Consider the following 7,258-nt stretch of genomic DNA (forward strand, 5'->3'; position numbering starts at 1 on the left):
AGGGACACCGTCAGTGGCGACAGCGGCGTCCGGTCACCGCGCCCGCTGCGACATGCGCCACATCAGCCGGTCGGCCATCCGGTCGGTCAGGAAGCGCTGGATGAACAGGATCACCTTCGCACCGCCCCCGGTCGGGTAGCGCGTGCGCGGCCGCCGGGCCGCCACCGCGCGGCCGATGGTCTCGGCCACCACCTCGGGCGGGGACGGCATGCGCGAGGCCGCCACCTGCTCGAACATCGCGGCGTGGCGACGGGCATAGGGGCCATAGGCCGTGTCACCGGACATGCGCAGCATGCTCTCATGCGCGATGCCGCCCCATTCGGTCCGGATCGCGCCCGGCTCGATCACGATGACGTCGATACCGAAGGGGATCAGCTCCATCCGCAGGCTGTCGCTCAACCCCTCCAGCGCGAATTTGGTGGCGTGGTACCAGGCGCCGAACGGTTCGCCGCCCTTGCCGCCGATCGAGCTGACATTGACGATCTTGCCGCCCTTCTGCGCCCGCATCATCGGCAGCACCAGCTGGCACAGCCGGGCCGCGCCGAACAGGTTGACCTCGAACTGGCGGCGGCCTTCGTCGACCGGCACATCCTCCAGCGCGCCATAGCTGCCATAGCCGGCATTGTTGACCAGCACGTCGATGCGGCTGGTCTCGCCCCGGATCGTCTCCACCGCCGCGACCAGCGAGGCATCGTCGGTCAGGTCGAGCGCCACCAGCCTCGCGCCGGCGGTGGCCAACGACGCCATGCGGTCGATCCGCCGCGCCGCGGCATAGACGGTGTAACCGTCCGCCAGCAGCCGCTTCACGGTGGCCTCGCCGATTCCGGCCGAAGCCCCCGTCACCAATGCCGTCCTGTCCAAAACACATGCTCCACAGCCGAAGGAGCCTCCTCTATAAGAGTGGAGCTTGGTCCATGGTCAAGGGACAAACATGCTGATTTCGGAATTCGCGCAGGCGACGGGGCTGACCACGGACACCGTGCGGTTCTGGATCCGCCGTGGGCTGCTGACGCCCGAGACCAACGGCAAGGGCGGCCGCAACCCCTACCAGGTCTTCACCGCGGAGCATGTGCGCACGGCGCGGGTCATCCGCCTGGCCCAGTCGCTCGGCCTGTCGCTGAAGGAGATCGCCGCGTTCGGCGAGGAGTTCCGCGACGCCGGCATCACACGGGAGCGCAGCATCGAGATCCTGGCCACACAGCTCGACCGGCTGGACCAGAAGGCGGCCGAGCTGGCGGCGATGACCGGCTACCTCCACGCCAAGATCGCCTGGCTGGAGGGCGGCGAACAGGGGCCGGAGCCGGATTTCACCGACCCGGTTCGGGGGTCGACCGCGACCTGCGGCTAGATTCGGGCCGGCACCGCCCGGCCGAAGCCGTTGCGGCCGGCCCAGGTCTCGATCGCCCGGGCGGCGGCCAGCACGGCGCGGTCGCCGCGGCGGCGGCCGATGATCTGCAGCCCGAAGGGCAGGCCGGCGGCATCGCGGCCGAAGGGCAGCGCCACCGAGGGCAGCCCGGCCAGGGTCGGGCCATAGGCCAGTGCCAGCCAGTGGAAGTAGCTGGACAGTTCGGCGCCGTCGATCGTGGCGGGATACCAGTCTTTCCACGGGAAGGGCGGGTGCCCGGCCACCGGGCAGATCACCACGTCGACCCCGGCCAGGAAGGCGTCGGCGTCGCGCACCACCCGGGTCTGCACCGTCAGCGCCTCGGCCACGTCGGCGAGGCCGAGGATCAGCCCGGCCGCGACATTGGCTGACACGTTGGGGCCGACCTTGTCCGGCGTCGCCGCGACCTTCTCGCGATGCGAGGCGACGAAGCCGACCGCCCGCAGCGTGGCGAAGGCCCGGTCCACACCGGACATGTCGACGGTGAAGTCCGCACTGCGGCCAAAGGCCGGTTCCAGCGCCGCCCGCGCCGCGCGGAAGGCGGTGCGGACCCGGCTGTCGACCGGGGCGAAGCCGAGATCCTCGGAGAACGCGGCGCTGAGACCGGAGAGCTCGGGCGATTCCAACGACCGGAACGGCGCGCCGTCGACCCCGAGCGACAGCGGGTCGCGCGGGTCGTCGCCGACCATGACGGACAGCATCAGCGCCGCATCGGCCACCGTCCGTGCCATCGGCCCGTCGACCGACAGCGGTGACCAGCCATGGCCGCGCGTTTCGGTCGGGATCAGCCCCGGCGTCGGGCGGAAGCCGACGATGCCGCAATAGGAGGCCGGGGTGCGCAGGCTGCCGGCGAGGTCGGAGCCGGTGGCGAGTGGGACCATGCCGCAGGCCAGCGCCACCGCCGAGCCGCCGGAGGAGCCGGCGCAGGTCAGGTCGAGGTCGAACGGGTTGCGGGTCGGGCCGAAGACGTCGTTGCGGGTGTTGGCACCGGCGCCGAATTCCGGCGTGTTGGTCTTGGCCAGCACGATGGCGCCGGCCTGGCGCAGCACCGCCACCACTCGCTCATCCGCCGCCGGGATGTTGTCGGCGAACAGCGGCGAGCCATAGGCGGTCAGCAGCCCTTCGGTCTCGCTGAGATCCTTCACCCCGATCGGCAGCCCATGCAGCGGCCCGAGGGCGTCGCCGCGCCGCACCGCCGCCTCGGCGTCCAGCGCCTCGGCCCGGGCGCGGTCATAGGCGGTGGCGGTGATGGCGTTGACCGTCGGGTTCTCGGCCTCGATCCGGGCGATGCAGCTTTCGACCAGCGCGACCGGCGAGACCTCCCCCGCCCCGACCAGGCGCCGCAGCTCCATCGCTTCGAAATCGCACAGATCCGCCATGTCAGCCTCTTCCCGTCATGTCAGGCGAATGTGCGAGGGCACTCGCGGCGGCGTCAACCGCGATCGGCGGCAACCAGATCCCCGTATTCGGGATGACGCTCGATGACGGCGGCCACGAACGGGCACAGCGGCCGCACCGTCAGCCCGTCGGCGCGGATCCGGTCCAGCATGCCGCGGACCAGGGCGGTGCCGATGCCGCGGCCGGACACCGCCTGAGGCACCTCCGTATGGGTCAGCTCCAGCACGTCGCCGGACCGGCGGTATTCGGCGATCGCCGTTGCGCCGTCGACCACCAGCTCGTAGCGGCTCAGCGCCGGGTTGTCGGTCACCTCGGCCATCTCTTCCTCCGTCGTTCAACACCAGCCTACGGCGCGAGGCAGATCCTTCACAGCCCTGTTGACTCTCGTCCGGATCAGAACAAATTAGCAACATGGTGCATGCAATGACGATCCTGGAAAAGCTCGACATCCTGGCGGATGCGGCGAAATACGACGCCTCCTGCGCCTCGTCCGGCGGCGTGAAGCGCGATTCGCGGGACGGCAAGGGCCTGGGCTCCACCACCGGCGCCGGCATCTGCCACTCCTACACGCCGGATGGGCGCTGCGTGTCGCTGCTGAAGATCCTGCTGACCAATTTCTGCCAGTACGACTGCGCCTATTGCATCAACCGCCGGTCCAGCAATGTCCGCCGCGCCCGCTTCGCCATCGACGAGGTGGTCCAGCTGACGCTGGACTTCTACCGGCGCAACTACATCGAGGGGCTGTTCCTGTCTTCCGGCATCATCCGCTCGGCCGACAACACCATGGAGCAGATGGTGGAGGTGGCCCGGCGGCTGCGGCAGGACCACGGCTTCCGCGGCTACATCCATCTGAAGACGATCCCGGAGGCGAGCCCGCAGCTGCTGGCCGCCGCCGGCCGCCATGCCGACCGGCTGTCGATCAACATCGAGCTGCCGACCGAGGCCGGGCTGACCAAACTGGCACCGGAGAAACGCGGCCACACCATCCGGGGCGCGATGGGCCGGCTGCGACTGGGGATCGACGAGGCCAAGGCCGAACCGAAGGCGCCGCGCTTCTCCCCGGCCGGGCAGAGCACCCAGCTGATCGTCGGGGCCGACGAGGCCGACGACGCCGCCATCCTCGACACCGTGTCCGGCCTCTATGCCGGCTATCGGCTGAAGCGGGTCTACTACTCCGCCTTCAGCCCGATCCCGCAGGCCAGCCAAGCCCTGCCGGCCAAGGCCCCGCCGCTGCAGCGCGAGCACCGGCTGTACCAGGCCGACTGGCTGATCCGCTTCTACGGCTTCGCCGCCGGCGAGATCCTGGCCGGGGTTCCCGGCGGCATGCTGGACTTGGCGATCGATCCGAAGCTGGCCTGGGCCCTGCGCCACCGCGAAAGCTTCCCGGTCGACGTCAACCGGGCGGAGCGCGGCCTGCTGCTGCGCATCCCCGGCCTGGGCGCCCGGGCCGTCGACCGGATCATCGAGACGCGTCGCTTCCACAGCCTGCGGCTGGCGGATCTGACGCGGCTGACCGGCGCGCTGCGCCGGGCCCTGCCCTTCATCGTCGCCATCGACCATCGGCCGACGCGGCTGCTGGACCGGGCCGATCTGCGCGACCGGCTGGCGCCGCCGCCGAAACAGCTGTCGCTGTTCGAGTGATGCGCGCCGTCCGGATCGACCGGCCCGACGATCTCGATCAGTTCCGCCAGGCCGCGCGCGGGCTGATCGCCGCGGATGTGCCGCCGAACCAGGTGTCGTGGCGAGAGGGCGAGGAGGACCTGCCATTCGGCGATCCAGCGCCCGCGGCCGGCACGGCCCCCGCGCCAGCCGTGCCGGGCCGATTCCACGATCTGGCGGAGACGGCGATCTGCCACCGCGACCCCGAGCGCTTCGCCCTGCTCTACACCGCGCTGTGGCGCCTGGTGCATGGCGAGCGTGACCTGCTGCACATCGCCAGCGACCCGCTCGTCCACCGGCTGCAGCGGATGGCCAGTGCCGTCCATCGCGACGCGCACAAGATGACCGCCTTCCTGCGCTTCCGGCAGATCGAGGAGCCGGACGGGGCAGAACGCTTCGTCGCGTGGTTCGAGCCGGACCATCACATCCTGCGCCGCGTCGCGCCGTTCTTCATCGGCCGGTTCGCGGCAATGCGCTGGGCGATCCTGACGCCGGATTCGGCGTTGCACTGGGATGGCCGGTCGCTGGCCATCGGCCCTGGCATGGAGCGCCGCGACGCGCCCGACGGCGATGTGCTGGAGGAGACCTGGCGCCGCTATTACGCCGCGGCGTTCAACCCGGCGCGGGCCAACCCGACCGCGATGCGGGCGGAGATGCCGAAGAAATACTGGCGCAACCTGCCGGAGGCCGCGCTGATCCCCGGCCTGCTGGGCGATGCCCCTTCCCGCACCCGCGGCATGGTCGCGGCAATCGCCGAACCGCCGCGCAAGGCGATCCCGGCACCGGACCTGCACCGCCCCGGCCCCGCCGGCACGCTAGCCGGGCTGGTGTCGGAGATCGCGTCCTGCCGGCGCTGCCCGCTGCATGGCCCGGCCACCCAGCCGGTGCCGGGCGAAGGGCCGGCGGACGCGCCGGTCGTCTTCGTCGGCGAACAGCCGGGCGACCAGGAGGATCTGGCCGGCCGCGCCTTCATCGGCCCCGCCGGCCAGATGTTCGACCGGGCGCTGGCCGAGGCCGGCATCGACCGCGCCCGCATCTATGTCACCAACGCGGTGAAGCACTTCAAATACCAGGTGCGCGGCAAGCGCCGCATCCACCAGCGCCCGAACAGTGGCGAGGTCGAGGCCTGCCGCTGGTGGATGGACCGCGAGCTGGCGCTGGTCCGGCCGCGCCTGACCGTGGCGCTGGGCGCCACCGCCGTTCGCGCCCTGTGCGGCCATGCCGGGCCGCTGGCAGCGTTGCGCGGCGCGCCGATGCAGTTCCGCGACGATCTGCCCGGGCTGGTGACGATCCATCCATCCTACCTGCTGCGGCTGCCCGATTCGCAGGCGCAGGCGTCGGAATATGGCCGCTTCGTGACCGAGCTTCGCCTCGCTGCGACGCTGGTGCCGGAGATCCGGCGCGGCTGACCCGCCTGCCCCGCCGTCGCGCTGGACCGGGACGTCTCGACAAAAGGGTACACAAACCGGCCGAGGCGTGATCCAACTTTGGTCCTGGACAGGGGGTCGCCTCCGGCTTTCGGGTCATCAGCCATGCCCGGTGAAGCCGAGACGGCGACGGTGAAGCGAGAGATTGGCGCAGGATGTTCATCGCACTTCTGAAATCGATCGTCCGGACCGGCAGCCTGCGGGTGATCGACGCCGCCGGCAAAAGCCACAAAGTCGGCGACGACACGCCGCCGCGCGCGGTGATCCGCCTGAAGTCACGGCGCCTAGCCTATACCCTGGCGATCAATCCCGGCCTGTCGCTGGGCGAGGCCTATATGGACGGCCAGCTGACGATCGAGGAGGGGACGCTCTACGACTTCCTCGCGCTGGTGGCGCAGAACTTCAAGGTCGACCACCATTCCTGGCTGGCGCTGGTCGAACGGCTGGGCCGCCGGCTGAAGCAGACCAACCCGGTCGGCAAGGCTCAAGCCAACGTCGCCCATCACTACGATCTTTCGGCCGAGCTGTACGACCTGTTCCTCGATTCCGACCGCCAGTATTCCTGCGCTTATTTCGCCCATCCGGACGACAGCCTGGAGACGGCGCAGCTGAACAAGAAGCGGCACATCGCGGCCAAGCTGCTGTTCGACCGGCCGGGGCTGAAGACGCTCGATATCGGGTCAGGCTGGGGCGGCATGGGCCTGTTCCTGGCACGCGAGGCCGGGGCCGACGTCACCGGCGTGACCCTGAGCACCGAGCAGCACAAGATGAGCGTGGCCCGGGCCGCGGCGGCCGGCCTGGCCGACCGGGCGCAGTTCCATCTGCGCGACTATCGGCAGGAGCCCGGGCGCTACGACCGCATCGTCTCGGTCGGCATGTTCGAGCATGTCGGCAAGAGCGGCTATGCCGAGTTCTTCGCCAAGCTGCACGATCTGCTGGACGATGACGGCGTCGCCTTGATCCACTCCATCGGCTATTTCGATGCGCCGGGGCCGATCAACCCCTTCATCCGCAAATACATCGTCCCGGGCGCCGACCTGCCGGCCCTGTCGGAGATGACGGCGGTGGCGGAGCGCAGCGGCCTGATCGTCACCGATGTCGAGGTGCTGCGCGTTCACTACGCCGAGACGCTGCGCCATTGGCGCGAGCGCTTCATGGCCCGCTGGGACGATGCGGCGAAGCTCTACGACGAGCGCTTCTGCCGGATGTGGGAGTTCTATCTGGCGCTGTGCGAGGTCGGCTTCCGCTACCGCACCACCGTGGTGTTCCAGCTGCAGTTCAGCAAGCGCCTGGGCGCCGTGCCGCTGACCCGCGACTACATGTTCGAGAGCGAGCGGGCGATGCTGGCCGGCGACGCCGCTGTGCCCGAGCCGAACCGGGCCCGGGCGTA

Annotated in this window: 7 protein-coding genes; 4 read left to right on the forward strand and 3 right to left on the reverse strand. The window is 70.3% G+C overall.

Annotation, left to right across the window (positions count from 1 at the left end; genetic code table 11):
* Positions 1-33: 33 nt before the first annotated feature.
* Complete coding sequence (locus AC3XYG_RS14500; RefSeq protein WP_489140547.1) at positions 34-843, reverse strand: oxidoreductase; 810 nt, start codon at positions 841-843, stop codon at positions 34-36.
* An 88-nt stretch (positions 844-931) separates the two neighbouring features.
* Between AC3XYG_RS14500 and AC3XYG_RS14505 the strand changes: the two genes are divergently transcribed.
* Positions 932-1,348: a MerR family transcriptional regulator gene (locus AC3XYG_RS14505; RefSeq protein ID WP_489140548.1), complete on the forward strand. Its 417-nt coding sequence runs from the start codon at positions 932-934 to the stop codon at positions 1,346-1,348.
* On the opposite strand, the gene AC3XYG_RS14510 is transcribed toward AC3XYG_RS14505, so the two are convergent.
* Both AC3XYG_RS14510 and AC3XYG_RS14515 read right to left on the reverse strand, forming a co-directional pair.
* Positions 1,345-2,763: an amidase gene (locus AC3XYG_RS14510; RefSeq protein WP_489140549.1), complete on the reverse strand. Its 1,419-nt coding sequence runs from the start codon at positions 2,761-2,763 to the stop codon at positions 1,345-1,347. The genes AC3XYG_RS14505 and AC3XYG_RS14510 overlap by 4 nt on opposite strands.
* 53 nt (positions 2,764-2,816) lie before the next feature.
* Positions 2,817-3,101, reverse strand: a complete 285-nt coding sequence (locus AC3XYG_RS14515) for a GNAT family N-acetyltransferase (RefSeq protein WP_489140550.1) — start codon at positions 3,099-3,101, stop codon at positions 2,817-2,819.
* 104 nt (positions 3,102-3,205) lie between these two features.
* Here AC3XYG_RS14515 and AC3XYG_RS14520 point away from each other — a divergent pair, with 104 nt between their 5' ends.
* The 3 genes from AC3XYG_RS14520 to AC3XYG_RS14530 form a co-directional block, all read left to right on the forward strand.
* On the forward strand, positions 3,206-4,423 hold the full coding sequence (locus tag AC3XYG_RS14520) for a putative DNA modification/repair radical SAM protein (RefSeq protein WP_489140551.1): 1,218 nt from the start codon (positions 3,206-3,208) through the stop codon (positions 4,421-4,423).
* Positions 4,423-5,850, forward strand: a complete 1,428-nt coding sequence (locus AC3XYG_RS14525; protein ID WP_489140553.1) for a UdgX family uracil-DNA binding protein — start codon at positions 4,423-4,425, stop codon at positions 5,848-5,850. Before AC3XYG_RS14520 ends, AC3XYG_RS14525 begins: the two co-directional genes overlap by 1 nt.
* Positions 5,851-6,023: 173 nt before the next feature.
* On the forward strand, positions 6,024-7,258 hold a 1,235-nt coding region (locus tag AC3XYG_RS14530), incomplete at its 3' end, for a class I SAM-dependent methyltransferase (RefSeq protein WP_489140552.1).

It is taken from the genome of Inquilinus sp. (genome assembly GCF_057815775.1).

Coding starts and splice junctions, on each gene's coding strand:
- AC3XYG_RS14510 (WP_489140549.1), bottom strand. CDS start 2,763: ATGGCGGATCTGTGCGATTTCGAAGCGATGGAGCTGCGGCGCCTGGTC.
- AC3XYG_RS14525 (WP_489140553.1), top strand. CDS start 4,423: ATGCGCGCCGTCCGGATCGACCGGCCCGACGATCTCGATCAGTTCCGC.
- AC3XYG_RS14505 (WP_489140548.1), top strand. CDS start 932: ATGCTGATTTCGGAATTCGCGCAGGCGACGGGGCTGACCACGGACACC.
- AC3XYG_RS14515 (WP_489140550.1), bottom strand. CDS start 3,101: ATGGCCGAGGTGACCGACAACCCGGCGCTGAGCCGCTACGAGCTGGTG.
- AC3XYG_RS14520 (WP_489140551.1), top strand. CDS start 3,206: ATGACGATCCTGGAAAAGCTCGACATCCTGGCGGATGCGGCGAAATAC.